Consider the following 25,443-nt stretch of genomic DNA (forward strand, 5'->3'; position numbering starts at 1 on the left):
GGCAGCGAGCTTGCGTCAAACTTGAATTCACAGGTCAAAGGGCTGGTGTGACCGCTGCACGTGGGTGCTCACGCTGGTGGGCCTGGGCCTGGGCCTGGGCCTGGGCCTGGGCCTGGTCGTGGCGGGCGGTGTCTGCGATGCACCGTGGGCAGACCCTGCCCACTTCGCGGGCCGTATGGAAGGTTGCTGTGTGGATTCAGCGCCTGTCGCGTCGGGCGGCAAGTGCGTGCTTCGGCGGCCTGGCGGGTGGGCCCGCTTGCGACAGGGGCAGGGGTGCTGGGCTTGAACTCGTGTTGTTGGTCTTGGCTTTGGCTGTGTTTTCAGGATGGCTGCTCTACGGTTCTGTGCTTTCCAAGCGCGAGGCGACGAGCGTCACGAAGTGCTGGAGGACGGCGAAGGGGAGGGTTTGCGTCGCGTCGAAGTAGACCTCTGGTGGTTTGTTCTCCGCGGGTGGGTGGACAAGTACCGTCACGGCTGTTGGTCCTGGAGTGGGCAAAGTGGGTGCAGAAGGGGTTCCGGCTGGAATCGCGCGGGCTTCACTGAGTTCGTAGTGTGTGGTGCGGTTTTCGGTTGTGCCTGTTTCGGTGGTGAGGGCACAGAACAGGTCGCCTTCGTATTCCCAGGTCAGCAAGGACATGGCGATGACGCTGCCATACCTGGCGCCGTAAGCGGTCAGATGTTTTCGTCACGGCGTGGGTCAGGGGCCGGATCCATGCTCAAGCCAGTGGTCGCCAAGCAGCGGTCGAGCACCTCCGGCGAGTACTGGAGCATCGTGAGTTTGTGTTTCACCGCGTGGTGATCTGGCCGACGTCAGGAGCGGCGAGGGTGGCGATGCCCCGCTTGACCAGCAACAAGAAGTCCTCCTGCGGGTTGAGGCCAGGGGGTGGACCGGCAGCTGGAAGATGGTGAGCAAGCCAGCATTTGCCTCGAAGAACTCTCGCAGTGGTGTTTCTGTTTGGGTTTTGGCGGTTGGTTGTGGGTGTGGGTGTTTCTGGTGGGTGTGGCGGGCCGGTGGGTCGTTCTGGTGGGTGTCGCTGTCCGTCGCTGGTTTGGCTCCCGAAGTACTTCCAACGCCAGTGGCGGGGGTTGGGCGGGGTTCAGGTGGTGCGTGTGTGGCAGCGGCATGTCTTTGGGCCGGCATGCCGCTGATCGGCTTGCGCCCGGTTGCCGTAAGCCCGGTGCGGAGCTGACGCGCGTTTTCCTAGCCCGGTTTCGTTGCCGGGTGGAGTGGGCTGGCGGTTGTGCTCGAGTTCCTCAAGGCAGCGGTCACGGTTATGAGTCCAGTCACCGGCCGGTCGTCACATGTCAGATCTCGAAATGAGGTCTTGGACGGCGCTGCGTGGGTGGCGTGTTGCGTGTGGTCGTGTGCCGGTCTGTGTGTGGGGTGGTTGCGGCAGTGAGGGGCGAGACCACTGTTTGGTGGTTATGGGTTGGTGGGGTTGGTGGTGAGGGTGGTGGTGTAGATGGGGTTGTTGTTTTGGTGGGCGGTGATGGTGGTGTGGGTGGGGGTGTGGGTGGTGGTGGTGAGGGTGGTGGGGGTGTGGAGTTCGGCGTAGGTGTGGAAGTGGGTGGTGATGGTGGTGGGGGTGTAGGGGTGGGGGTGGTGGAGGTGGTGGGTGGCTTGGCGGGCGGCTTCGATGAGGACCATGCCGGGGTGGTGGTCGTTTGTGTGTTCGAAGAGGATGGGGTGGGTGAGGTCGGGGGTGAGGGTGAATTGGTGGGGGTTGTGGGTGGGGGTGAGGATGACGTCGTGGGGGTGGTGTCGTCCGGTGGTGGTGGGGGTGAGGGGGGGTAGGGGGGTGTGGTGTCGGGTGGGGTTGGGGGTGGTGGGGGTGTGGGTGGGTGGGGTGGTGTGGGGGCGGCGGAGGCGGTTGTAGGTGGTGGGGGGGATGGTGGTGAAGTGTGCTGTGCCGTGGCCGGTGGTGTGGTTGCCGCGGTGGAGGGTGGCGTGGAGGGTGCCGGTGAGGCGGTTGCCTTTGCGGGTGAAGTCGGTGCAGGTGGCGGTGATGGTGAGGTCGGTGGGGGTGGTGCCGATGTGGAGTTGGTCGGGGTGGGTGGTGAAGTCCAGGCTCCACAGGAGGATGTGGTGGTCGAGGGGGACGCCGTAGGCGGTGTGGCAGAGGTAGAGGCCGCTTTGGCGGATGGTTTCGCCGACTTGGAGGGGGTCGTGGCGGGTGCCGTCGGGGCTGGTGAAGAAGGTGTGGGCGCGGGGCCACTGGCCGGTGAGGGTGAAGGTGTGGGGGCCGGTGCGGTGGCAGCCGGTGAGGAAGACCTCGGCGTGGGAGCGTCGGTGGACGTATTCCCTGGGGACGGTGGTGGTCAGGGTGCGGGGGGTGGTGTGCCGTGTCCAGGGTTCGCCCGCGGGGGTGAGGGGCGGGGCGGGTGTGTTGTGGCGAATCGTCAGCATGGTCATGGGACCTTCTCCCGCAGAGCCGTTCGACGGATGGGTCGGGTTGCGTTCGCGAGACGCAAGATACGTACTCTCCGGTTTCTTTTGCAAGGGATTCGGTGGGTGGGGATGTGGGGTGCCGGCGGGCCTGCCCGGGGGTGGCGGGGGGCCGGGGGTGGGGGTGCGTGGCGTGGACCAGGGAATTCGGGCGGGGTTGTGGCCGGTGTGACGGGCGGCTCGTGGCTGGTGTTCGTGGGTGGTTCTTCGGGTTGAATGCCCTGGTCCGCAAGGGCGTTGCCGTCTGGTGTTCAGGTGGGCGGGCGGGGTGGGGGTGTGTGGGGGCGGTGTCGGGGGCGGGTGGCGGGCCCGGTGTCCCGGAAACCATTGGCATGCGGGGCGGGTCGTGCCAGACTCGGGGCCGCCGCCGGTGAATCAAGAACCGGATGGGCGGTTTTGAAATGCGGGGTGTGGACGGGTTGTCGCGCCCTGTTGCCGAGTCCGCCGCCCTTGTGGAGTGTTGTTGTGATGAACCGTCGTCAGTGCCCGGTCGAGATCGATGCGGCGGGGTCGGATGTGCATGCCGAGGCTGCTTTGATCCGTGGGCGGGGGCCTGCGGTGCGGGTGGTGCTGCCGGGTGGGGTGGGTGCGTGGGCGGTGAACGGTCATGCGGAGATCCGCAGGCTGCTTGCGGATCCGCGGGTGTCGAAGGATGCCTACCGTCACTGGCCGGCGTGGATCGACGGTGAGGTCGGTGAGCGGTGGCCGCTGGCGATCTGGGTGTCGGTGCAGAACATGATCACTGCGTACGGTGCGGAGCATGCCCGGTTGCGCAGGCCGGTGGCGGGGGCGTTCACCACGCGTCGGGTGGCGTCGATGAGACCGCGGATCGAGGAGATCACCGGGGAGCTGCTGGAGTCGTTGGCGGCGGCTCGGCCGGGTGAGGTGGTGGATCTGCGGGGGCGGCTGGCGCACGAGTTGCCGACGCGGGTGGTGTTCGAGCTGTTCGGGATACCGGAGCGGTCCTGGGCCCCGCTCCACAAGATCATCAAGGGGTTCTTCGACACGGGTATCAGTGCCGAGGACGCGCAGCGCAATGCCGCGGACCTGGATGTGACGATGGCGGATCTGGTGGCCTACCGGCGTGCGCATCCGGGGGACGACCTGACCAGCGCGCTGATCGCGGCCCGCGACGGCCACGGGGACGGCCGCCCCGGCGGACACGGCCCCGGCGGAGACGGTTGCGGTGGGGAAGGCCCCGGTGGCGACGCCTCCGGTGGGGACGGCGGTTGCGGTGGGGAAGGCCCCGGCAGGGACGGTCGGGCCGCCACCGCCACCGCCACCGCCGCCGGCGGTTCGGGTTCGGGTGCGGGCGGTCAGGGCCCGGGCGGCGTCGGGGGCTTCGGCGGGGACGGCAGTGGCGTGGGTGTGGGTGGCGGGGTGGGTCCTGGTGGTGGCCGTGGCGGGGCGGCGGGGTGGGGTGGGGTGGGGCAGGGGGGCTGTCCTGTCGGCGGCGGCGGTGGTGGTGGCGGTGTGGCTGCTGGTGGTGGCGGTGTGGGGCGGGGGATGAGTGAGAAGGAGTTGCTGGACAATTTGATCTTGTTGTTCACGGCGGGTTATGAGACGTCGGCGAATTTGATCTGTACGGCGTTGCACCGGTTGCTGGCGGATCCGGGGCAGTTGGCGGCGGTGCGGCGGGGGGATGCGTCGTGGGAGGACGCGGTGGAGGAGGCGTTGCGGGTGGATGCGCCGGCGTTCTACGGGTTGCTGCGGTTCGCGGTGGAGGACATCGACATGGGGGAGGGGGTGGTGATCGGGCGGGGTGATCCGATCATCGTGTCCTTCGGTGCGGCGGGCCGGGATCCGGCGGTGCACGGTGCGGATGCGGACCGGTTCGATGTGCTGCGTCCCACGCGGGGGCAGCATCTGTCGTTCGGGTTCGGTACGCATCACTGTCTGGGGGCGGCGCTGGCGCGTGCGGAGTGCGCGATCGCGTTGCGGCGTTTCTTCGAGCGGTTCCCCGATGCGGTCCTGGCCCAGGAGACGCCCCCGGACGGTGTGGCCGGGGAGGGTGTGGTGGGTGGGTTGCCGCGGGTGGAGTCGTTCATTTCCAACGGGCTGGCGCGGCTGCCGGTGGTGCTCGGGGTGCCGGCCGGCGGTGGTGGTCGCTGACGGCTCGGGTGGGGGTCGGGTGTGGGTGGGGTGTGGGTGGTGTCGGGCGTGCTTGAAAACAATCGGACCTTCTGGTTGGTTTTAATGGGGGTGTGGATCGGCGGCAACCGGTCCGCAGGCAACGGCCCATGGACAACGGAGGCACCCGTGGCACGGCAGGAGCGTGCGGTACGTACGCGACGCGCGATCTTGGAAGCGGCGGCGGCGGTTTTCGACGAGCGTGGCTATGACGCTGCGACGATCGCGGACATCCTCTCCCGGGCGGGCGTCACCAAGGGTGCCCTGTACTTTCACTTCTCCTCCAAGCAGGAGCTGGCGCAGGGTGTGCTGGACGAGCAGTTCGCCGAGGGCGGGGTCCCGCACCGGGAGAGCAAGCTGCAGGAACTCATCGATGTGGCGATGGTTCTGGCGTTCCGGATGAAACGCGATCCGATGCTGAGTGCGGGGGCGCGGCTCTCGCTGGGGCCGGGGATGCGTGACATCTTCGGCGGGGGGTCGGTGCCGGGGTGGATCGAGTTCACCCGGACGCTGCTGCTGCAGGCCAAGGAGCAGGGCGAGCTCCTGCCGCACGTGGATCCGGCCGAGACGGCCTGGATCCTGTCCGCGTGCTGGACCGGCGCCCAGATCTACTCCCAGACCCTCAGCGACCGGGCCGACATCGAGGAGCGGGTCTCCGCCGTCTACCAGCACATCTGCCCCAGCATCGCCACCCCGGCCGTTCTGGCCCGCCTGGACATGGCCGCCGACCGCGGTGAGCGGGTCGGCGCCGAGATGGGCCTCACGCCCGGCAGCGCCGCCCTGCCCCCGCAGCCCCAGCCCGCCCTCTCCTGACCCCCTGGCCCGCCTTCCCCCGCCCCCGGCCGGTGCCCGTCAACCCCCCTGCAGGAAGCCCTCGTTCCCGCGCGGGGTCTTCGGGCCCGGAAGCCCCGGGACCGCCGCCCGGACGAGGCCTTCCTGCACGGGGGTTGCGTGCGGGGGCGGGCGCCCGTACCGCTGAGGGTCTGCCGGCCGCTCACCTGCGCAGCAGCCGCACAGCGCCGGCCCGACGGGCCTCTCGGCCGGAAGGCCGACCGGCCCAGTGGCATCCGGCCCGGCCCGGCCCGGCCCGCCCCGGTCCGGCGCGGCGCGGTCCGGCGCGGCGCGGCCCGGTCCATCGCGGTTCGGTGCGGTGCGTCGCGGTTCGGTGCGGTCCTGCGGCCGCAGGGGTGTGGATCCCCCGCTCCCTGTGCGGCCGCGCGGTTCCGGGCGCCGTGCGGGCTCCCGGAACCGCTGCGCTGCGAATCGCTGCCCCCTGCCCCCTGCGCCGCGTGCCACCGCCGCCCGTGCCCGCAGCGGGTTCTCACACAGGTCAACGAGCCGGCGGAGCCTCGGGGTTGTGGCCGTCGGGCTGGTGGTGGGCCTGCGGTCGCTGTGCCTGCCGCCACTGGGCCTGTGGCCTGCGGAGGGTGCTTGCGGCGTGCCGCCGGGCCTGCGGGGGCCGTGGGCTTCGCGCCACGGCGACAGGGGGGCGGGGGAGAGGCGGGCGGCCGGTGCTCCGGGTGTGGTGTGCGGCCCGCAGTACGGCCGTACGGCAGTCCGTGCTGGTGGTGCCGGTCCCGAGGACCTGGCCGAGCTGCGCGCCCTGCATGTGCGGACGGCCCGGTACGGGGCCCGGTCCGGCTGCGGTCCCGGTGGGACGGGCGGCTCACGGTACGGCAGTTCGCGCTGGTGGAGACCGTGTCCGAAGCCGTGCCCGGGCTGTGGCGAGAGCCGGTACGCGGCTCGGTCCGGCTGCGCCCCGGTGGGGTGGCCGCTCGCGTACGGCGGTCCGTACCGGCGCAGGCCTGCGCCGAGATGCCGTGCAGGGCAGCTCCCCGCCCCGCGCCGGAAGGCACGGAGCGCGGCCAGGTCCGGCGGGGCCTTCGGCCCGCGCCCGGGGCCCGCTCCCGGGGCCCGGGGGCCGGGGACAGCCCGTGCCGGAGGATCGAGGCCGTGCCTGCCCGGGGCTGCACCCCTGCCTGCGCCTGCGCCTGCGCCTGTGCGTCTGCCTGCCTGCCTGGTCCCGTCCCGGCCAGGGAGGCGTTCTTCCTGCCCGGTCCAGTCCTGGGCGCGGAGGCGCTCTGCCTCGCCTCGCCAGTCCAGGCCTTCCCGGGCCAGGGGGGTGGGGTGTCGGGGTGGGGCTGGGTCGGGTTCGGGTAGGGGGTGGGTGGTGTGGGGTGGTTTCCGGTGTGGCTCCAGCGGGACGCGAGTGCGGCTCCGGTGAACCGGCCGACCGTGGACCGCGAAGATCTTCAGTCCCTTGTGTGCAAACCGCGTTGGCGGTTTGTGGAGTGTCCATGGTCAAGCAGGAACGCGGTGAGCGTACGCGGGAAGCCCTGGTGCGTGCCGCGGCGGAGGTGTTCGCCGAGCAGGGGTATGTCACCGCGTCGATCGCGGCGGTCAGCCGGCATGCGGGCATCAGTGCCGGGGGGCTGCATTTCCATTTCGCGAGCAAGCCCGTTCTGGCGGGGGCGGTTCAGGACCGGGCCGCGCAGGTGCTGCGGCAGGTGACGGCGGTCGCGGGAGGGGCGGCGGCCGCGGCGGGGGTGAACTCCCTGCAGGTGCTGGTGGATTCCACGCATGCGCTGACGGCCCTGCTGGCGGGTGATGTGGTGGTGCGGGCCGGTTTCGGGCTGTGCGCGGACCCGGCGTTCGGCGGCGGGGTGGACCTGCGCCGGCAGTGGCGCCGCTGGGTGGAGGAGACCATGGCGGCCGCGGCCCGTGAGGGCTGTCTGGCCGAGGGCCTGCTGCCGCGGGACGCCGCCCGGGTGGTGGTGGCCGCCACCGTGGGGCTGGAGGTCCTCGGCGCCGGTGACGCGGAATGGGTCCACCCCCGCACCCTCACCCGGATCTGGGCCCTGCTGCTGCCGCGCCTGGCCGCCCCCGCCGTCCTGGACGCCCTGCTGCCCGGCGGCACCCCGCCCCCCGCCGGCATCCCCCGCACCCCCCACAGAGAAGACTGAACGGTCTCTTTCCGGCGGGAAAACCCGGCTTCCGCACCCCGCTCCGGCCCGCGTCAAGCCCCGCTCGAGCCCCCGCAGCGCCCCCGGGCTGCCTCACCTGCGCCCACAACTCCCAGCTCACAGCCGCATTGTGACGACCTGTCGGACACTTTCGACCGCCAAAACAGCGCGACCGGTTTGATATTGACAAACCGTCGGTCCTGTTTTCTACTGGCTGTGCGACTCATCCAAGGACAGGGGAGTACAACGTGGACATCGATGTACTGGGCGCGTTGGCCGTGCGGGAGAACGGAGTCTCCATCACGCCGACCGCCCCCAAGCCCCGGCAGGTCCTGGCGCTCCTGGCGCTGCACGCCGACCAGGTGGTGCCCGTGTCGGCGCTGATAGAGGAGCTGTGGGCGGGGGAACCGCCGCGCAGTGCCCGTACCACCCTGCAGACCTACGTCCTGCAGTTACGGGCACTGATCGCGACCGCCCTGGAGACCGCGGCCGCCCGCACCCCCGCCGGCCCCACCGTCGAGGACGGCGACGGCCTCACGGGCGACGGCGTCACCGCCCTCACCGCCGCCGGCCGCACGGACGTGATGCGTACCGACGGCCTGCGCGCGGCTGCCGGGGGCTACGGCCACCCCGCCCACCGCAGAGCCGGCGGCAACACCGGCAGCGGCAGTGGGGGCAGCGGGGGTGGGGGGCAGCGGACGGCCAAGGACATCCTGGTCACCCTCCCCGGCGGATACCTCCTCAACAGCGGCGGGGGAACCCTCGACGTCCGCGAGTTCGACCGCCTCGCCGGGACCGGCTACCGCGCCATGGACGCAGGCGACTTCCCCGGCGCGGCCCGCCTGCTGCGCGAAGCCCTCGCCCTGTGGTCCGGCCCCGCCTTCGCCGACGTCCCCGGCGGCGTCCAGCTCGACATGGAAACCCGCCGCCTGGAAGAAACCCGGCTGTGCGCCCTGGACCAGCGCATCGAAGCCGACCTGCGCCTGGGCCGCCACCGCGAACTCCTCGCCGAACTCACCGTGCTGGTCACCCGCTACCGCACCCACGAAAACCTCCACGGACAGTTCATGCTCGCCCTGCACCGCTCCGGCCGCCGCGGCGAAGCACTCGACGTCTACCAGCGGCTGCGCGCCACCCTCGTGCGCGAACTGGGCCTGGAACCCTCCGTGGCCCTCAGGCGCCTGCAGCGCTCCATCCTGATGGCCGGCCCCGAGAACCCGGCCGAGACCCACGCCGAGCCCGGCGGCGAACGCCTCGTCCGCGTCTGAAGAACGCGACGGCACGTCCAACTCCCCGGGCCCAACACCCGGTTGCCTCCCGGGCGGGCAGCCGGGAGGAGACGAACCCGGGGAGACGAACCGGGGGAGACGAACCGGGGGACGATCCGGGGGAGCCAGTCGGTGGCGAGAGGAGAGGGCGCGGTGCAGGAAAGGTCCGAACGTACCCGGAGGCGACTGGTGTGGGCCGGAGCGGAAATGTTCCACCGCAACGGATACGCCCACGCCACCCTCGGCGAGATCGCCGCCGCGGCCGGAGTGACAAAAGGCGCGCTGTACTTCCACTTCGCGTCCAAGGAAGAACTCGCCGAAGCCGTCCAGCAACGCGGCAGCGCCCTCCTGGACGACGCCGTGCGCGCCCTGCGCGAGGACGGACTCTCCCCGCTGCAGGCCCTGATCGACATCACCCACTGGCTCGCCTGGAACCTCCACGAGGAACCGGCCATCCCCGCCAGCTTCCGCATCACCAAGGAATGCGGCACCGGCGCCGGCACCCCGCCCCGCGCCTGCGCCGGCACCCGGCCGGTCGTCGTCGACTTCCACGCCGCCTGGCTCTCCGCCGTCTGCACCCTGCTGCGCCTGGCCCGCGACGCCGGGGAACTGCCCGCCTCCGGCCGCACCTGGGAAAGCGCCCAGGCCCTGGTCCAGGCAGCGGCCTGCGGCATCGAGACCATGGCGGGAACCGGCATGTCCTACGGCGAACTGCGCAGGAAAGTCGCGGCACTGTGGACCCTGCTGCTGCCCGGCCTCGTACCCGCCGGACGCGAACACCACTACCGCACCGGCGCCGAACTCATCGAGGCGGAAGCCGCACGCATCGGCTGGTAACCCCCGGACACACACCACACACCCGCACCACCCTCACCGCCACCGACACCGCCGCCGCCATCGACTCCCTCCCCGTCCGGCCGGACGAGCCCCCGGGCCGCACGGGGAGGGGCACCACCCCCGCCCCGGCCGCCCCTGCGGACCCGGCCCGCCTTCGGCGGCCCGGCAACCAGCCCCGAAGCATTCCCTCCACTTGCCCGGGCCACCCCGCCGCCGCCCGCACCCGGGTTGCCCGGCAGCCCACGGCCGACAGCCCGCGGCCCTTCGCCTGCCGTCCGGCCCCTGCCGCCTGCCGCCTGCCGCCGTCCCTGGCACGGTGCCCACGCGTGCTGCCCGGACCCCCGTACCCGGACGCACTCCCACCGTGCCACCCCGGACTCACCCAGCCCCCGGCACGCACGCCACCCCGCTCCGCCCGGGCTGGCCCGGCCCGCTCCGCTCCGCTCCGGGCCCGCCCCGGCCCACCCTGCTCCGCCCCGGCCCGCTCCGCCCCGGCCCAGGCCGGGCCGGCCGCCACAGGCTCGCTCCCCGCCGCCCGCTGCCGCCCGCCCGCGGCCGCCTTTCGGCTCCTGCGCCCGCTCGGGAACGGGCCGCCTGCCCGCAGCCGGTCCCGTCCCGCCGGCGCAACGGATCCGTACGAGGCATGCCGCAGGTTCCCCGACCGCGCGGCCCGGGCCTCCCCACGCCCTGGCGCGCAGCCCCCCACCGGTACGACCCGGGCCCTGCGGCCCCCGTCCGCACCAGCCCGTACTGCGCCCTGCCCCTGCCGGGCCTGCTCCCGTCCCCGGACCTGACGGAGCCTCCTGCCCGCCTTGCCTGTCGGCCGGTCACCCGCCCATGGGCGGCTCCGGCTCGTGCCCGGTGGGGGAGGGGCCGGTGGAGTGTCGAGGGGGCTGCCGTGTTCGACGGATCTGGCCCGGCGGATGCGGAGATGGGTGCCTGCCGGCCGTGCAGCCCGTACTTCACGAACGATCCGGCCTGCCACACCCCCAGCCCCCCCTGCTTCCGTCCCCGGCCGGTCCTGACGCCCGCACCGACACCTCCCCTCCCGATGGCCGGTCACCGCGCCCCGCTCCCCGCGGCCGCGCCGGCCCGCTCCCGCCCGTACCGCGCCCTTGTCTCGCCGACCGGCTCCCGCACCTTTCACAGACCCGCTCCCGGCTGCCTGCGCCGGCGGCTGCCGCCGGCCACCAGCTCTTCCTGAGGCCCGGTCATGCCGGAGCCCCGGCCGGGGGAGTCGCCGTGGCCGCCGCGGGCGACCGACCAGTACCGGCTCCCCGTACGCCGGTGGTGTTCGGCCCGTACCCCCCCCGGATGCGGTCGCGTGCCTTCCGGCAGGGCAGCCCCGGGCGCCGGGACACGGCTGAGCGGGGCAGCAGCCGTACCGTCACCCTGGGGGAGGAGCCCGATGCTGCGGCCGGGCCACAGCCCCGCCCCCGATCCCGGGCGGCCCGGCCCCGGTACCCCGGCTGATCACAGCGCTCCCGCCCGGGCACCCCGGGCGTCGTCCGCGCCTCCAGTGCCGCGCCGCCGTCGGCCCGCGCTCGCCCGCCCGACACACCCCGCCCCGGTCACTGCCGACGCAGGACGCAGGACGCACGCCGCAGGGCACGGGACACAGGGCGCAGGGGGCACGCCGCGGGTTCCCGGCCCCGGGCGACGGAGCGTCAGGGCCAGCCGATGTCGTCGTCCGGGAGCACCGCCGCAACCCCGACCCCGCACCCGCCCCGCACCGCCGACCGCGCCGCCGTCACCGCACCCGGGAACCCGCCCGGCCACACCGCCGGACACCCGCCCCGGGCCCTGCCCGGCGCAACCGCCGCCGCCGCGCCCACCGCGCTCACCACGCCGGATGCACACACCGATGGCCTCATCGTCGACTCCAAGGGGCGCCGGGAACACGTCACGAGCCAGGACCCCGCGGCCGGGCACCGGCCACGGACGGTGGAGAGTCTGCCTCGCCACGGTCGAGAACCACTCGAAGAACCCACCACACCCGCACGAGACACGCCTCAGCCCCGCACGAGGAACACACCAGGAACGCACGAGAGACACCCCGGAAACCATGGCAAAGGTTTGCCCGCCCCTTGCCCCCGACCCTACGCTCGGTGCCCGCTCCCGACAGATTCCTTGCCCGCCGACCCCCGGGGAACCTCATGCTGCGACAGCCCGCCTTCGGACAGCGCCTGAGAAAGCTCCGGCTGGCCCGGAACCTGTCCCAGACGGCCCTGGCCGGCCAGGGCATGTCCACCGGCTACCTCTCCCGCCTGGAATCCGGCGCCCGCCAGCCCACCGACCGCGCCGTCGACTACCTCGCCGGCCGGCTCGGCCTCACCCCCGCAGACTTCGCCGAACCCGCCACCGGCTCCCTCGCCCACGCCCTCACCCTCGCCGCCTCCACCGGATCACCCGACGCCGCCCACGCCCTCGGTCAGGCCCTGGCCGCCGAAGGCCACGAAAGCCCCGTCCTGCGCTGGCAGGCCCTCTGGCTCCTGGCCCGCGCCGCCCGCACCCAGGGCGACCACACCCTCGAACGCGACCACCTCACCCGCCTGGTCGCCCTCGGCGAAGAAGTCGGCGTCCCCGAACTCCGCGTCCGCGGCCTCACCCGCCTCGCCCGCTGCCTGCGCTCCGTCGGCGAGATCACCCCCGCCCTCGACGCCGCCGTCGAAGCCCACCGCATCGCCCTCCACGACCACCTCGGCACCGAGGACCGGGCCACCGCCCTGCTCGCCCTGGTATCCGTACAGGCCGAAGCCGGCCGCACCGCCGAAGCCCGCACCCACGCCGACGCACTCACCACCCTCGTCCAGGGCCGCCACGACGCCCTGTGGGCCGAAGCCATGTGGACCGCCGCCGCCATCCGCATGCACCAGGGCGACCACCACGGAGCCCAGACCTGCCTCGACGACGCCCTCGACCGCTTCAGCAGCCAGGAAGACCTCACCCTGTGGATCCGGCTGCGCCTGGCCGCCGGACGCCTGCACCTGCAAAAGACCCCCGCCGACCCCCCACAGGCACAGCACCGCGCGGAAGAAGCCGAAGCCGCCCTCGCCTTCGCCGGCACCCCCGCCCTGCGCCAGGACCTCACCGCCCTCAAAGCCGACCTCGCCTACGCCACCGGCCGCTACAACGACGCCCGCACCCTCCTGGGCCAACTCGCCGCCGACCAGCCCCGCATGACCTACCGCGGCCAGGTCCGCCTGGAGATCCTGCGCCACCGGCTGCTCATCCTCGCCGGCGACCCCAGCGGCATCCAGGGACTGCGCACCCTGGCCCAACAAGCCCACGCCGACGCCAACATCGACCTCGCCGCCGAGATCTGGCGCGTCCTGGCCGACGCCCTCACCGAAGCCGGCCACCCCCACCCCACACCCCACCCGGCCCACCCGGCACCCCTCCCGGCCCACCCGGCACCCCACCCGGCCCACCCGGCACCCCTCCCGGCCCACCCGGCAGCCCTCCCGGCCGCCCCCGACCCCGCCACCCACACCACCCCCGCCCCGGCCCGCAACGGCCACACCCGCACCCCCGCCGCCCCCGCCCTGGGGGGTTGAGGCAGCCTCAAGTCCCCTGGTGCAGGCTGGGCCACCACCCACACACCCAGGGGAAGGTGCCCGCCGTGCCCCCGCAGCGCACCCGCACCAGCAGCAGCACGCGGACCGTGTCCATCGCCGCCCCCGCCGACACGGTCTACCGCCTCCTCGCCGACGCCGAACGCTGGCCCCTGCTGCTGCCCGACCCCGTCCACGTCGAACGCATCGACTTCGACGGCACCCGCGAACGCCTGCGCACCTGGGACCTCACCCCCGGCGGACACATCCGCTCCCACCGCCTCCAGCGCACCCTGGACCCCCGCACCCGCACCATCACCCACACCCGCCAGGACACCACCCGCCCCGGCACACCCACCACCGGCACCTGGACCGTCCACCCCGACGGCGACAGCCGCACCCGCCTCACCCTCCACCAGCAACACCCCACCGAACCCCACCCCGAAACCGGCCCCGAAACCGGCCCCGACGCCGGCACCGACAGCCTCCTGGCCCGCCTCACCCGGCTCGCCGAACACCACCCCCACCTCGACGAACTCCTGCTCTCCTTCCACGACACCGTCCACCTCGACGGCCCCGCAGAAGTCGTCTACAACTTCCTCCACCACATCCGGCACTGGCCCGACCGCACCCCCCACATCGACCTCGCCGACGTCACCGAGGACACCCCCGGCATCCAGCTCGCCACCCTGGAGACCACCGGCCCCGACGGCCTGCCCACCACCACCCGCACCGTCCGGCTGTGCTTCCCCGCCGCCACCCGCATCGTCTTCAAGGAACTCACCACCCCCGCCCCCATCGCCGCACACACCGGCGAATGGTCCCTGACCCCCCACGCCACCGGCACCACCGTCACCTGCGCCCAGCAGATCCTGCTCCACCACCCCACCCCCACCCACCCGCACACCCCCGCCACCACCGCCGAACTCGCCCGCACCCGCCACCACCTGCGCACCCGCCTCGGCCGCACCACCACCGACACCCTGCGCCTGGCCACCTGGCGAGCCCGCACCGCCGTACGCCGCCTGCACTGACACCCCCTCACCCCGGCCAGACCCGCCCGGCACACATCCCCACCACACCGGCCCCCGCCGACACCGCCCGCCGACACCCTCCTCCGCCCCGCGACCGCACCCGCCACCCCCGGATCCGGCCCGACCCCGACGACAGCCCCCCGTCACCACCCCCACCACCCCCACCACTCCCGCCACCCCGCGACGGGCCCCGCCCAACGCCCCACGCCCCCACCACCCCACGCCCGGACGAACCCGTACGGCCTCACCCCCCGCGCACCCCCGGCCCGCCCCGTACAACCCCGGCTTCCCACGGCCCCGTACAACCCTGGCTCCCCACCCGCCGCGACCGCCCCGGGCGCGCACGCCCGCAGGAGACACCACCCGGGCGGCACGGGACCTCCCGCAGCCGACGGCCGGACGGGCCCACGGCCCCGCCCCGCAGCGCCCGTTCCCGGGCCGGGCCGCGCCCGCGTCGCGCCCGGGGCCGTGCGCCGTACGGACGCCGCCCCGCCCGCGCCGCCCCCGCCCCCGGCAGGCACCCGTACCACAGACGGCGAACGCCCGCCCCGCCCCGCGCCGTTGCCGCGGAGCCCCACGCAGGCCGCCCCACCACCACCCCGCCCCGGACACGCGAACGCCCCGGCCGCCTCACCCCGCGCATCTGCGCGGGGGCGGGCGGCCGGGGCGTCCGGCCGTGTCGGCCGGGAGCGCTCTCAGGCCGCGAACAGGTCGAACGTCGAGGTGTGCCGCGGCCCGGCGAGCACGTCCAGCGCCGGATCGACCGCCAGCATCGCCTGATGCAGCCGCTGCAGCTGCGGCGAGGGCTCCACCCCCAGGTCCTCGATGAGACGGGCCCGCAGCCTGCGGTACACATCCAGCGCGGTGGCCTGCCGCCCCGAACGGTACAGAGCCACCATCACCTGGGAGTGCAGCCCCTCGTGCTGCGGATGACGGGCGGTCAGATCCGTGAGTTCCGCGATCAGCTCACTGTGCCGGCCCAGCCGCAGATCGGCGTCGATGCGCCGCTCGACCGTCATCAGCCGGCTCTCCTCCAGCCGCATCACCTCGATGTCGAGGATCGGCCCCACCCGTACGTCGACCAGCGCGGGCCCCCGCCACAGCTCCAGCGCCTGCCGCAGCCGGCCCGCGCACACCTGGTCGTCACCGGACTCGAAAGCCGCCTGCCCCTCGCGCACCAGACGCTCGTAGTCGTGCACGTCGACACTGTCCTCGGGCACCTGCAGCAGATAGCCGCCGTGCCGGGTGGCCAGCACCTCCTTGGCACCGCCGGGGGAGCCCGGCCCCATCGCGGTGCCCAGCCGCCGCCGCAACTGCAGGATGTAGGTCTGCAACGTGGTCAGCGCGCTCTGCGGCGGCTGCGTCCCCCAGATCTCCTCCATGAGGGTGGGGACGGGTATGACACGTCCGGGATACAGCGAGAGCAGCGACAGCACCTGTCTCGGCTTTCCCGCGGTCGGAACGATGGATCCCCCGTTGACCTCGGCACTCAACGGACCCAGAACCTGAATCCTCACGGTCTCCCCTCCGCACTCGTCGATTCACCCGGTCACCCGGCATTTTCTGCCACCGGTGGCGAAGGAAATGCCCCCGTGCCGCGCACGCTAGCCGGGGTGGAGGTATTCCATCTCTTTCCTCTACCGGATTTCGAGCCGTCTTCGGTCACGGCCAGTCGATCCGCGCTCCCTGCGCCCCGCCCGCCCCACCGTCGGCCACGGCCGGCCCCGCCGCGGCCCGCGGCACGACAGGCCAGTCGATGGGCTCACCGGCCTGCGCGCCACCCCCAGCGGCCAGCACGGCAGCGCAGGCCAGAGCAGCAGTGGCAACAACGCGAACGACGTTCTTCATGACGACTCCTCCGTGGCAACCCTGTGATTCGTTCTTGGCAAGTCCTCTGCCAAGAAGACTGACGCCGACCGCTCGCGATCCGCTCGTCAACCACTCGAAAACGCCTGGAGAAACCCGCGACAACACCCCCGACCTGCACCGCATCCCACCGGAACGAAACCCGAAACGGCATTGCCGGGAGTTGCCAACGAGAACGGAACTCGAGTCTCGCCTGAGCCGACACCCACCGATATTGCCAACACCGGGAAATGCTCGGCAATGTATTGCCAAGCCGATTGGCAACCACTGGTAATCCAACGGCCGTGGACCCCACGCCCCGACATCCCCCGGAGGGAGGCCCCACCCATGGACGCACCCACCCGCACCGCACCGGCCCGCACCGCACCACCCACGGTCCGCCTCGACACCGCCCGCACCGCCCCCACACCGCACACGGCAGCCGAGCCCGCCCACCACACCACCGCACACGACCACCACCACGGCACCGCAACACCCCACCACCCCACCGCAGACGAGGACCCGCACACCCGCGCCCGCACCCACCTCGGCCGCCTCTGGGGCGTCCCCGCCACCCACACCCACCTCACCACCGGCGCGGACGACACCTTCGACACCCTCGTCCGCGACACCCCCCTCACCCCCCGCGACCGCATCTGGACCACACCCCACGAAAGCGTCGCCCGCCTGCACACCCTGCACACCCTGCGCGACCGCACCCGCTGCCGCCTGGAAGTCGTCCCCCTGCGCCCCGACGGCGACCTCGACCTGGACTGGATGCGCCACCACCTCGACGACGACGTCGCCCTCGTCTCCGTCGCCCACCTCTCACCGGCCTGCGGAACCGTCAACCCCGTCACCGCCATCGGCCGCCTCCTGGCCCCCCACCGCGCCCGCTACGCCCTCGACGCCTCCCACTCCGCCGGCCTGCTGCCCCTGGACGCCGCCGCCACCGGCTGCCACCTCCTCACCGCCGACGCCTTCCGCTTCCTCAACGGCCCCCCGGACACCGGAATCGCCTACACCACCCCCCAACCGGGCGCCCCCGCCGGCAGCACCCCGCCCCCCGCACCCCACCCCACCGCCGTCACCGCCCTGGCCGACACCCTCACCCACCACACCCCCGCCGCCACCCACCCCCACACCGACCACCTGCCCCGCCTGCGCGCCGCCCTCGCCCGCATCCCCGGCATCACCCTGCTCCCCACCGGAACCCGCCAGGCCGGCATCCTCGCCTTCCGCCACGACCACCTCGACGCCGGCACCCTGCGCCACGCCCTGGCACGCCGCGCGGTGCTCCTGTCCAAGACCGTCGCCCACGAGCACCCCCTGCACCCGGCCTCCCGCACCGGAGCACCCGCCCTCCACGCCAGCCTCCACCCCGCCACCACCGCACACGACATCGACCGCCTGGCACACACCCTGACCGAGGTACTCCACGCACACACCCACCCCACCCCCCACCCCCGCACCCCACCCACCGCCCCCGCCCTCCCCACCCCCCGCACCCCACCCGCCCGCCCCGCCACCCCCACCCCGGCCCCCGTACGCACCCTCCCCACCCCCCGCACCACCGCCACCCCCGCGCTCCGCAGCACCCCCGCGCTCCGCAGCGTCCCCGCCCCCGCAGCAGCCCTCCCCGCCCTCCCCGCCCTCCCCGCCCTCCCCGCCTTCCCTGCCGACCCCGGCTCCGCCGGTCCCGGCACCCGCACCGCCCCCTCCCTCGCCGCGGTCCCCGCCCTCGCCACCCCCACCCCGGCCACCCCCACGGCCTCCGGCGGCGGGCACCGCCCCCGCACCCCGGCACCCGCCCCCCGCCGCACCCGCACCGCGGGACGGCGCGGCCACCTCACCCTGCACCGGGCCGACCACGACACCACCCCCCACCCACCACCAGGAGGACAGCGATGACCATCAGCGACGCCCCACCCGTACGCGCCCTGGACCGCACCGCGGAACTGGCCGCCCTCAAGGCCCACGCGATCGCCGGCCCCGACGAACGCGCCACCGAACGCCAGCACGCCAGAGGCAAACTCACCGCCCGCGAACGCATCGGCCTGCTCCTGGACGCCGGATCCTTCCAGGAGATCGAAGCACTGCGCCGCCACCGCGCCACCGGCTTCGGCCTGGAGACCAAGAAGCCCTACACCGACGGCGTCGTCACCGGCTGGGGCACCGTCGAGGGCCGCACCGTGTTCGTCTTCGCCCACGACTTCCGCATCTTCGGCGGCGCCCTCGGCGAAGCCCACGCCGAGAAGATCCACAAGGTGATGGACATGGCCCTCGCCGCCGGAGCCCCGCTGGTCTCCCTCAACGACGGCGCCGGCGCCCGCATCCAGGAAGGCGTCTCCGCCCTCGCCGGCTACGGCGGCATCTTCCAGCGCAACACCAAGGCCTCCGGCGTCATCCCGCAGATCTCCGTCATGCTCGGCCCCTGCGCCGGCGGCGCCGCCTACTCACCCGCCCTCACCGACTTCGTCTTCATGGTCCGCGACACCTCCCAGATGTTCATCACCGGACCCGACGTCGTCCGCGCCGTCACCGGCGAGGAGATCACCCACAACGGCCTCGGCGGCGCCGACGTCCACGCCACCGTCTCCGGAGTCGCCGCCTTCGCCTACGAGGACGAACCCGGCTGCCTGGAAGACGTACGCCACCTGCTGTCCCTGCTCCCCGCCAACAACCGCCAGACACCCCCGCACGAGCAGGCCGACGACCCCGCCGACCGGCCCACCCCCGCCCTGTCCGCGATCGTCCCCGCCAACCCCCAGCAGTCCTACAACATCCGCCACGTCATCGAGGAAATCGTCGACGACGGCGACCACTTCGAGGTCCAGCCCGCCTGGGCCGCCAACGTCGTGTGCACACTCGCCCGCATGGACGGCCACGTCACCGGCTTCGTCGCCAACCAGCCCGCCCACCTCGCCGGCGTCCTCGACATCCACGCCAGCGAAAAAGCCGCCCGCTTCGTGCAGTTCTGCGACGCCTTCAACATCCCCCTGGTCACCCTCGTCGACGTCCCCGGCTTCCTGCCCGGCGTCGACCAGGAACACGGCGGCATCATCCGCCACGGCGCCAAACTCCTCTACGCCTACTGCAACGCCACCGTCCCGCGGATCTCCCTGGTCCTGCGCAAGGCCTACGGCGGCGCCTACATCGTCATGGACTCCCGCTCCATCGGCGCCGACCTCGCACTGGCCTGGCCCACCAACGAGATCGCCGTCATGGGCGCCGAAGGCGCCGCGAACGTCGTCTTCCGCCGCGAGATCGCCGCCGCCGCCGACCCCGACGCCATGCGCGCACAGAAGATCAAGGAATACACCGCCGAACTCATGCACCCCTACTACGCGGCCGAACGCGGCCTCGTCGACGACGTCATCGACCCCGCCCGCACCCGCGAGGCCCTCGTGGCAGCCCTCGCCATGCTCCGCCCCAAATACGCCGACCTGCCGTCCCGCAAGCACGGCAACCCGCCCGTATGAGCAGCCCCCAGGCGCACCCGACGCCCCCCACACCCCCCACACCTCCCGTGCCGGCGGCCTTCCGGATCCGCGGGCCCCGCCTGGAGGCGGAGGAGACCGCAGCCGTCCTCGCCGTCCTGACCGCCCTCCTGCAATCCGCCCCCGCCCCACCACCGGCCACCCCGCCCCCACCACCGGCCACCTGGGACCGGACCCCGCCCGCCCGGGGCCCCCGCCCCGGCAGCTGGCGCCCCCACTGACCCCAACCCACCCCACCCCGCCCGCACCGGGGGCCCGCCTCCATCACCTTTCCGCCACGCCACGAGTTGCCTGCCCCACCCTGGGGACCACACGACGGGCGACGGAAGGGACGACGATGACGGTGAAGGCGATGGACAAGGCCCCCGAGCGGCCCGTGGCCCTGGTCACCGGAGCCACCAGCGGCATCGGACTGGCCATAGCCCGCGACCTGGGCGCCCGCGGCCACCGCGTGTTCCTGTGCGCCCGCACCGAGACCAAGGTCAAGCAGACCGTCGCCGACCTCCAGGCCGAAGGCCTCACCGTCGAAGGCACCGCCGCCGACGTCCGCGACCGCACCGCCGTGCACGACCTCGTCGCCGCCGCCGTCGCCACCTACACCGACCCCGTCAGCATCCTGGTCAACAACGCCGGCCGCAGCGGAGGCGGCGCCACCGCCTCCCTCACCGACGAACTCTGGCACGACGTCATCGACACCAACCTCAACAGCGTCTTCCTCCTCACCCGCGAAGTCCTCACCAGCGGAGGCCTGTCCACCCAGCCCTGGGGCCGCATCATCAACATCGCCTCCACCGCCGGGAAACAGGGCGTCCTCCTCGGCGCCCCCTACACCGCCTCCAAACACGCCGTCATCGGCTTCACCAAAGCCCTCGGCAAAGAACTCGCCCCCACCGGCACCACCGTCAACGCCGTCTGCCCCGGCTACGTCGAAACCCCCATGGCCGCCCGCGTCCGCAGCGGCTACGCCCAGGTGTGGGACACCACCGAGGACTACGTCCGCGAACAACTCGAATCCAAGATCCCCCTCGGCCGCTACTCCACCCCCCAGGAAGTCGCCGGCCTCGTCGGCTACCTCACCACCGACCTCGCCGCCTCCATCACCGCCCAGGCCCTCAACGTCTGCGGCGGACTGGGCAACTCCTGACCCACCACACCGAAGAGGGCCCCGGACGGATCACCGTCCGGGGCCCTCGGCCACCCTCGCCACACCCGCACAACCCGCACGACCCGCACACGGCCACACGGCCAGGCGGTCACGCGGTCACACCAGCGACAGCGAACCCTCCTGCGACACCTGCCACACCAGCGCCCGGCCGCCCGTGCCCGCACCGCGCCACCGCTCCGCGAGCGCCTCCCGGACCGGCTCGCCCCACAGCAGCACGTGCCGCAGCCCCGGCAGCCGCCCGCCACCGCCCACCGCGCACCAGCGGGCGAACGCCGACGGCAGCTGCGTGGCCACCGTCACCCCCTCCCGCGCCAGCAGGCCCGCGAAGGCCCCCGCATCGCGGGCCGTCTCCCGGTCCACCACCACCGCACGGCCCCCCGACAGCAGCGGAGCCCACAACTCCCGCATCCCCACGTCCAGGCTCAGCGAATGGAAGAACGACCACACATCACCCACGCCCGCCCCCAGGGAGCCCACACAGCCGTCGACCCACCCCAGGACCTCCGCGTGACCCACCGGCCGCACCCCCAGCGCCCGCCCCGGATCCCCGCCCCGCGGCAGCGCCAGGAACGCCGTGCCCTCCGGGACCTCGCAGCCCCGCCGCGGCACCGGCCGCACCGCCACCACGAACCGGCCCACCTTCGCCACCGGGATCTCCTCGGCCAGCAGCCCGCAGTCGGAGACCACCACCGCGCAGCCGGCCTCCCGCATCAAGAACTCCTGCAGCCCCGCCTCGTGGCCCTCCTCCAGCGGAAGCACCGCCGCACCCGCCCGCAGCACCCCCACCACCGCACCCGCCACCGCGGCCGACCGACGCGCCCGCACCGCGACCGCCTCACCCGCACCGGCCCGCCCCGACAACCGCCGCGCGATGTCGTCCGCCAGCCACTCCAGCTCCAGATACGTCACCTCCCCCTCCGCGTCCCTCGCCGCGACCCGCCCCGCACCCCGGGCGGCCGCGGCGGCGAAGCGGACATCGACCCGGTCACCACGCACCGGCCACCCCCCGGACGGGTCGATCCCCATCCGCGAAAGCAGCCCCGCCAGGTCGGCGGACAACTGATCGAGCTCCGGACGATCCGGCACGGCGTTCATACGGCCTCCCGGCGACGTGACACCAACTGGGTCCCGCCGATGCTCCCGCCCCCGGCACGAGAACCGCTCAAGTCCCACCGCACCCCGACCCCGCCCCCGCACACCCCGCCCCCGCACACCCCGCCCCGCCCACCCCGCACACCTGCACCCCGCACCCCGCCCCGCGCGTCCCGCCCCCGCACACCCGGCGCCCGCACCCGCCCGCTCGAGACACGCTCGAAGAGCCGTCCACAACCACTCCAGGACCGCTCCATACGCCCTGGCCCGCCCCCCGGGCCCATGCCTACGATTCCCGCACTCACGCCGACGCCACCCGGCTCCACGCCGCGCTCCGAGCCACCACTCGTAGACGCACGCACACACAAGTGAGCCTTGTGGCTATGGCCCGTCTCGCGAGACTGGACTTGACTGTACTCATGACTCAGAACGCGCAGAACACCCAGATCACCCTCGTCATCGGCGGCAACGGCAAGACCGGCCGCCGCGTCGCCGAGAAGCTCACCGCCCAGGGACGCCAGGTCCGCATCGGCTCCCGCACCGGCGAGCCCCCCTTCGACTGGAACGAGCCCGCCACCTGGCAGAGCGCCCTCGAAGGCGTCGACCGCGTATACGTCACCTACTACCCCGACCTCGCCTTCCCCGGCGCCGCCGAACAGGTCGCCGAATTCTCCAAGACCGCCGTCGCCGCCGGCGCCCGCCGCCTGGTGCTGCTCTCCGGCCGCGGCGAGGAAGCCGCCGAGGTCAGCGAGAACAACCTCAAGGCCTCCGGAGCCGACTGGACCATCGTCCGCTCCAGCTGGTTCAACCAGAACTTCTCCGAGAGCTTCTTCCTCGAGCCCGTCCTGGCCGGCGAGATCGCCCTGCCCACCGGCGACGCCGTCGAGGCCTTCGTCGACGCCGACGACATCGCCGACGTCGTCGTCGCCGCCCTCACCGACGACAAGCACATCGGCAAGACCTACGAACTCTCCGGCCCCCGCCTGCTCAGCTACAGCGACGTCGCCGCCGAACTGTCCAAGGCCACCGGACGCGACATCAAGTACATCTCCGTCACCAACGAGGAGTACCGCGCCGTCCTGCGCGAGAACAACCTCCCCGAGGACTTCGCCGACCTCTTCACCATGATCCTCGACGGCCGCAACGCCCACCTCGTGCACGGCGTCGAAGAAGCCCTGGGCCGCAAGCCCAAGGACTTCGCCGACTTCGCCCGCGAAGCCGCCGCCACCGGCGTCTGGAACGTCTGACCACCACCGCACACCCCACCACCGGCACCCACACCGGCACCCACCCCAACACCCCCTGACCGGGCGGCGACTCTGGTACGGCCGCCGCCCGGTACACGGGGCCACCGGAGGGACCCCATGCCCGCGAACAGGACGTACTCCAGCGAAAACGGACTGCGCTCACTGCCCCCGCACTTCCACGGATTCGCCCTGATGCACATCGCGATGCGCCGCGACGCAGCCCGCCTGCGCGCCGCCGCACCCCGCTGGAACGGCGCCGGAACCCCGTGGTGGCACCACCTGCGCGAAACCATCGAATGGCACCACACCAGCGAGGACGACGTCCTGTGGCCCGCCCTGCGCCACCGCGACCGCGACTTCGACGCCCAGGCACGCGAACTCCACGACGACCACGAAGAACTCGACGCCGCCATGCACGCCGTCACCACCGCCATCACCCACCACGGCGAAGGCCTCGTCAAAGCCGCGGCCGCCTTCGAAGACATCCTGCGCGACCACCTGCGCGACGAGGAAACCATCGTCTTCCCCGTCTTCGACCGGCTCGGCGAACGCGCCTACCTCGCCGAGGAACGCAAAGTCGTCGCCAGCGCACCGATGCACGTGATGACCCGCCTGCAACCGTGGATGTTCGACGGCGCCACCCGCCAGGACCTCCACCACGTCCGCGCCACCATCCCGCCACCGGTCCGCCTCCTGGGCGCCACCGTCCTGCAACGCCGCTACACCCGCACCCTGAAGGGAATCCTCACGTGACCACCACGACCACACAATCGGTGACCCTGGTGGCCGCGACCGTGGGCACCGGCCTCATGGCCGGCCTCTACTTCGCCTTCGACATCTCCGTCATGCCCGGACTCGGCCGCGGCGACGACCACACCTACGTCACCGCCATGCGCAACATCAACGACGCCATCGACAACGGCCTGTTCGGACTGCTCTTCCTCGGCGCGTTCCTCGCCACCGGCATCGCCGCCGGCCAGGCACAACGCGGCGGCCACCGCGACACCGCACGCTGGGGCTGGCTCGCCTTCGCCCTCTACGGCCTCTCCCTCGCCGTCACCGCGATCGTCAACATCCCCCTCAACAACCAGCTCGCCCGCGCCGGAGCCGACGCCACCGCCGCCCGCACCCGCTTCGCCGGCCGCTGGACCACCGGCAACATCATCCGCACCGCCGCCTGCACCGCCGCCCTCGCCGCCCTCGGCCGCGCCCTCACCCTCCACGGCCGCCCCCAGCACCCCTGACCCCGCCCCCACCCCCCCACACCCGCGAACCGCGCCCGCTCTCCATCCGTCCCCCGCGGGAGAGCGGGCGCTTCGCCGCGCCCACCCCCGCCCGTCCGACAGGATCACCCCATGGACACCCTCACCGGCCTCCTCGAAGGCCCCAAAGCCCGCGGAGCGTTCCTCCTCAAATCCGTCTTCAACCCACCCTGGTCCCTGCGCGTCGAGGACCGCGCCCCGCTCTCCGTCGTCACCATGGTCCACGGCGACGCCTGGCTCCTGCCCGACCACGCCGACCCCGTCCGCATCCGCCCCGGAGACGTCGCCGTCGTCCGCGGCCCCGACCCCTACACCGTCGCCGACACCCCCGACACCCCCGTCCAGATCACCGTCGGCCCCGAACAGCGCTGCAGCACCCGCGAAGGCGAAGACGTCACCGACACCATGTCCCTGGGCGTACGCACCTGGGGCGACACCTTCCAGGACGCCGGCACCGCCGTCATGCTCAGCGGCACCTACCAGGCCCCCAGCGAAATCGGCCGCCGCCTCCTGGGCGCCCTGCCCACCCTCCTGGTCCGCCCCGCCGAAGCCGCCGACAACACCCTGGTCACCCTCCTGACCACGGAGATCTCCAAAGACGAACCCGGCCAGGAAATCGTCCTCGACCGCCTCCTGGACCTCCTCCTCATCGGCGTCCTGCGCACCTGGCTCGCCGCCCCCTCCAGCGGCGCCCCCGCCTGGTACCGCGCCCAGTCCGACGCCGTCGCAGGCCCCGCACTGCGCCTCCTGCACGAAAACCCCGCCCACGGCTGGACCATCGAGGAACTCGCCCTCAAAGTCGGCGTCTCCCGCGCCTGCCTCGCCCGCCGCTTCAACGACGTCGTCGGCGAACCCCCCGTCGCCTACCTCACCGGCTGGCGCCTGGCCCTGGCCGCCGACCTCCTGCGCGAACCCGACGCCACCATCGCCGGCGTCGCCCGCCGCGTCGGCTACAGCTCCGGCTTCGCCCTGTCCACCGCCTTCAAACGGGTCCGCGGCATCAGCCCCCAGGAATTCCGCACCGGAACCACCCCCGCCACCGCCCCCCAGGCCCCCCGCCCGCCCCGCACCGTCGTCCTGCCCGCCTGACCCCGGACACC

General features: G+C 73.1%; 20 protein-coding genes. 15 read left to right on the plus strand and 5 right to left on the minus strand.

Features of this window, described 5'->3' with window-relative positions:
• Positions 1–334: 334 nt before the first annotated feature.
• The gene (locus ACPU2J_RS35075; RefSeq protein ID WP_420078051.1) at positions 335–637 is read right to left on the minus strand and encodes a hypothetical protein; all 303 of its coding nucleotides are present in this window, start codon (positions 635–637) and stop codon (positions 335–337) included.
• Between the two features lie 786 nt (positions 638–1,423).
• Entirely contained in the window at positions 1,424–2,413 is a 990-nt protein-coding gene (locus ACPU2J_RS35080) for a ScbA/BarX family gamma-butyrolactone biosynthesis protein (RefSeq protein WP_423832403.1), read from the minus strand.
• 501 nt (positions 2,414–2,914) lie between these two features.
• On the opposite strand from ACPU2J_RS35080, the gene ACPU2J_RS35085 reads away from it, so the two are divergent.
• From ACPU2J_RS35085 to ACPU2J_RS35115, 7 genes are all read left to right on the plus strand, one after another.
• A complete protein-coding gene (locus tag ACPU2J_RS35085; protein ID WP_423832402.1) occupies positions 2,915–4,558 on the plus strand; it encodes a cytochrome P450 family protein in 1,644 nt (547 codons plus the stop codon).
• Positions 4,559–4,705: 147 nt separating this feature from the next.
• Positions 4,706–5,389 carry a ScbR family autoregulator-binding transcription factor gene (locus ACPU2J_RS35090; protein ID WP_420078045.1) on the plus strand — a complete coding sequence of 228 codons (684 nt, stop codon included), beginning with the start codon at positions 4,706–4,708 and terminating at the stop codon, positions 5,387–5,389.
• Between the two features lie 1,484 nt (positions 5,390–6,873).
• Positions 6,874–7,539, plus strand: coding sequence for a ScbR family autoregulator-binding transcription factor (locus ACPU2J_RS35095; protein WP_423832401.1), 666 nt, complete (start codon positions 6,874–6,876; stop codon positions 7,537–7,539).
• A gap of 248 nt (positions 7,540–7,787) precedes the next feature.
• On the plus strand, positions 7,788–8,807 hold the full coding sequence (locus tag ACPU2J_RS35100) for an AfsR/SARP family transcriptional regulator (RefSeq protein WP_420078043.1): 1,020 nt from the start codon (positions 7,788–7,790) through the stop codon (positions 8,805–8,807).
• A gap of 153 nt (positions 8,808–8,960) precedes the next feature.
• Positions 8,961–9,644, plus strand: coding sequence for a ScbR family autoregulator-binding transcription factor (locus ACPU2J_RS35105; protein ID WP_423834887.1), 684 nt, complete (start codon positions 8,961–8,963; stop codon positions 9,642–9,644).
• Between the two features lie 2,156 nt (positions 9,645–11,800).
• Positions 11,801–13,201, plus strand: coding sequence for a helix-turn-helix domain-containing protein (locus ACPU2J_RS35110; RefSeq protein WP_423834888.1), 1,401 nt, complete (start codon positions 11,801–11,803; stop codon positions 13,199–13,201).
• A gap of 65 nt (positions 13,202–13,266) precedes the next feature.
• Positions 13,267–14,232 (plus strand): SRPBCC family protein, encoded by a 966-nt coding sequence (locus tag ACPU2J_RS35115; RefSeq protein ID WP_423834889.1) that lies wholly within the window; start codon positions 13,267–13,269, stop codon positions 14,230–14,232.
• A gap of 695 nt (positions 14,233–14,927) precedes the next feature.
• Here the strand turns inward: ACPU2J_RS35115 and ACPU2J_RS35120 are convergent.
• On the minus strand, positions 14,928–15,749 hold the full coding sequence (locus tag ACPU2J_RS35120) for an AfsR/SARP family transcriptional regulator (RefSeq protein WP_420078039.1): 822 nt from the start codon (positions 15,747–15,749) through the stop codon (positions 14,928–14,930).
• A gap of 145 nt (positions 15,750–15,894) precedes the next feature.
• Positions 15,895–16,080, minus strand: coding sequence for a hypothetical protein (locus ACPU2J_RS35125; RefSeq protein ID WP_423832399.1), 186 nt, complete (start codon positions 16,078–16,080; stop codon positions 15,895–15,897).
• Between the two features lie 345 nt (positions 16,081–16,425).
• Between ACPU2J_RS35125 and ACPU2J_RS35130 the strand changes: the two genes are divergently transcribed.
• The 4 genes from ACPU2J_RS35130 (at position 16,426) to ACPU2J_RS35145 (ending at position 20,721) form a co-directional block, all read left to right on the plus strand.
• The gene (locus ACPU2J_RS35130) at positions 16,426–17,988 is read left to right on the plus strand and encodes an aminotransferase class V-fold PLP-dependent enzyme (RefSeq protein ID WP_423832398.1); all 1,563 of its coding nucleotides are present in this window, start codon (positions 16,426–16,428) and stop codon (positions 17,986–17,988) included.
• Complete coding sequence (locus tag ACPU2J_RS35135) at positions 17,985–19,559, plus strand: acyl-CoA carboxylase subunit beta (RefSeq protein ID WP_423834890.1); 1,575 nt, start codon at positions 17,985–17,987, stop codon at positions 19,557–19,559. The genes ACPU2J_RS35130 and ACPU2J_RS35135 overlap by 4 nt, the downstream gene beginning before the upstream one ends.
• Complete coding sequence (locus ACPU2J_RS35140; protein ID WP_423832397.1) at positions 19,556–19,798, plus strand: hypothetical protein; 243 nt, start codon at positions 19,556–19,558, stop codon at positions 19,796–19,798. The genes ACPU2J_RS35135 and ACPU2J_RS35140 overlap by 4 nt, the downstream gene beginning before the upstream one ends.
• 116 nt (positions 19,799–19,914) lie before the next feature.
• Positions 19,915–20,721, plus strand: a complete 807-nt coding sequence (locus tag ACPU2J_RS35145) for an SDR family NAD(P)-dependent oxidoreductase (protein WP_361600998.1) — start codon at positions 19,915–19,917, stop codon at positions 20,719–20,721.
• Positions 20,722–20,838: 117 nt separating this feature from the next.
• Here ACPU2J_RS35145 and ACPU2J_RS35150 read toward each other — a convergent pair whose 3' ends face one another.
• Positions 20,839–21,837: an AMP-binding protein gene (locus ACPU2J_RS35150; RefSeq protein ID WP_420078036.1), complete on the minus strand. Its 999-nt coding sequence runs from the start codon at positions 21,835–21,837 to the stop codon at positions 20,839–20,841.
• A gap of 416 nt (positions 21,838–22,253) precedes the next feature.
• Between ACPU2J_RS35150 and ACPU2J_RS35155 the strand changes: the two genes are divergently transcribed.
• The 4 genes from ACPU2J_RS35155 (at position 22,254) to ACPU2J_RS35170 (ending at position 25,432) form a co-directional block, all read left to right on the plus strand.
• Positions 22,254–23,081 carry an NAD(P)H-binding protein gene (locus ACPU2J_RS35155; protein ID WP_361601004.1) on the plus strand — a complete coding sequence of 276 codons (828 nt, stop codon included), beginning with the start codon at positions 22,254–22,256 and terminating at the stop codon, positions 23,079–23,081.
• Between the two features lie 117 nt (positions 23,082–23,198).
• The gene (locus ACPU2J_RS35160) at positions 23,199–23,834 is read left to right on the plus strand and encodes a hemerythrin domain-containing protein (RefSeq protein ID WP_423832396.1); all 636 of its coding nucleotides are present in this window, start codon (positions 23,199–23,201) and stop codon (positions 23,832–23,834) included.
• Positions 23,831–24,325 carry a DUF1772 domain-containing protein gene (locus ACPU2J_RS35165; protein WP_361601010.1) on the plus strand — a complete coding sequence of 165 codons (495 nt, stop codon included), beginning with the start codon at positions 23,831–23,833 and terminating at the stop codon, positions 24,323–24,325. The genes ACPU2J_RS35160 and ACPU2J_RS35165 overlap by 4 nt, the downstream gene beginning before the upstream one ends.
• A gap of 111 nt (positions 24,326–24,436) precedes the next feature.
• Entirely contained in the window at positions 24,437–25,432 is a 996-nt protein-coding gene (locus ACPU2J_RS35170) for an AraC family transcriptional regulator (protein WP_365141312.1), read from the plus strand.
• The last annotated feature ends 11 nt before the right edge of the window (positions 25,433–25,443 follow it).

Source organism: Streptomyces manipurensis, assembly GCF_049570255.1.
GTDB lineage: Bacteria > Actinomycetota > Actinomycetes > Streptomycetales > Streptomycetaceae > Streptomyces > Streptomyces manipurensis.

Bases quoted from the DNA above. Each gene is read 5' to 3' on its own strand.
- ACPU2J_RS35075 (WP_420078051.1), bottom strand. From the start codon at position 637: ATGTCCTTGCTGACCTGGGAATACGAAGGCGACCTGTTCTGTGCCCTC.
- ACPU2J_RS35130 (WP_423832398.1), top strand. From the start codon at position 16,426: ATGGACGCACCCACCCGCACCGCACCGGCCCGCACCGCACCACCCACG.
- ACPU2J_RS35095 (WP_423832401.1), top strand. From the start codon at position 6,874: ATGGTCAAGCAGGAACGCGGTGAGCGTACGCGGGAAGCCCTGGTGCGT.
- ACPU2J_RS35145 (WP_361600998.1), top strand. From the start codon at position 19,915: ATGACGGTGAAGGCGATGGACAAGGCCCCCGAGCGGCCCGTGGCCCTG.
- ACPU2J_RS35125 (WP_423832399.1), bottom strand. From the start codon at position 16,080: ATGAAGAACGTCGTTCGCGTTGTTGCCACTGCTGCTCTGGCCTGCGCT.
- ACPU2J_RS35085 (WP_423832402.1), top strand. From the start codon at position 2,915: ATGAACCGTCGTCAGTGCCCGGTCGAGATCGATGCGGCGGGGTCGGAT.
- ACPU2J_RS35155 (WP_361601004.1), top strand. From the start codon at position 22,254: ATGACTCAGAACGCGCAGAACACCCAGATCACCCTCGTCATCGGCGGC.
- ACPU2J_RS35160 (WP_423832396.1), top strand. From the start codon at position 23,199: ATGCCCGCGAACAGGACGTACTCCAGCGAAAACGGACTGCGCTCACTG.
- ACPU2J_RS35170 (WP_365141312.1), top strand. From the start codon at position 24,437: ATGGACACCCTCACCGGCCTCCTCGAAGGCCCCAAAGCCCGCGGAGCG.
- ACPU2J_RS35080 (WP_423832403.1), bottom strand. From the start codon at position 2,413: ATGACCATGCTGACGATTCGCCACAACACACCCGCCCCGCCCCTCACC.
- ACPU2J_RS35140 (WP_423832397.1), top strand. From the start codon at position 19,556: ATGAGCAGCCCCCAGGCGCACCCGACGCCCCCCACACCCCCCACACCT.
- ACPU2J_RS35135 (WP_423834890.1), top strand. From the start codon at position 17,985: ATGACCATCAGCGACGCCCCACCCGTACGCGCCCTGGACCGCACCGCG.
- ACPU2J_RS35110 (WP_423834888.1), top strand. From the start codon at position 11,801: ATGCTGCGACAGCCCGCCTTCGGACAGCGCCTGAGAAAGCTCCGGCTG.
- ACPU2J_RS35150 (WP_420078036.1), bottom strand. From the start codon at position 21,837: ATGAACGCCGTGCCGGATCGTCCGGAGCTCGATCAGTTGTCCGCCGAC.